Here is a 530-nt window from a genome sequence, read left to right as displayed (position 1 = left end):
ATGATCGTGTTGTCATAATCCAGGGTAAGTTCCCGGGAATCAAGAACCCCGATCTTTTTCAGGACTTCCAGGTTGAAGTTTTCAAGTGTCCGGTTGGTACAATATTGATGTGTAGCTACCCCCCGCTTGGTTACACAGGTTTTTGTTTGTTCGGTAAGCCCGGAGAGCCTTCTCAGGACAGTATCAGGGCTTGCCAGTCTAACATAGGGGTTGTCGATAAAATGACTTTTTAAGTGGGTATGGAGATCTTCGATGCTATCGCCACCACAGAGAAAGACAGATTTGAGAGAGTAGAAAACATCTTTCCAGGAATACCTGCTCTGGGCAGCAACGCAGGGCAGATGTGAATGGCAGAGCTTATCTATCCCTAATCTGTTCAGGTAGTCAAAAACAAAATTTATGCCTCCGAAAGAGGATATTGGATCTGAATTTATTATTTTCACGGCAGTAATATTGGTCAACACTAATTTAAGTGAATATTACCTTGCTGCAAAACATTGTTTATCAAAGTTTTGCAGCATTTCTTTTTT

1 protein-coding gene is annotated in these 530 nt (G+C 41.7%); it reads right to left on the bottom strand.

Annotated elements, in window-relative coordinates; all coding sequences use genetic code 11:
* Nucleotides 1–443, bottom strand: a 443-nt coding sequence (locus OQX63_RS23290) for a hypothetical protein (RefSeq protein ID WP_265853176.1), incomplete at its 3' end; no start/stop codon positions are given.
* Nucleotides 444–530 lie beyond the last annotated feature (87 nt).

It is taken from the genome of Pedobacter sp. PF22-3, assembly GCF_026239555.1.
GTDB lineage: Bacteria > Bacteroidota > Bacteroidia > Sphingobacteriales > Sphingobacteriaceae > Pedobacter.
Note: the sequence above shows the minus strand (reverse complement) of the source record. Positions and strands in the feature narration are given on the sequence as shown.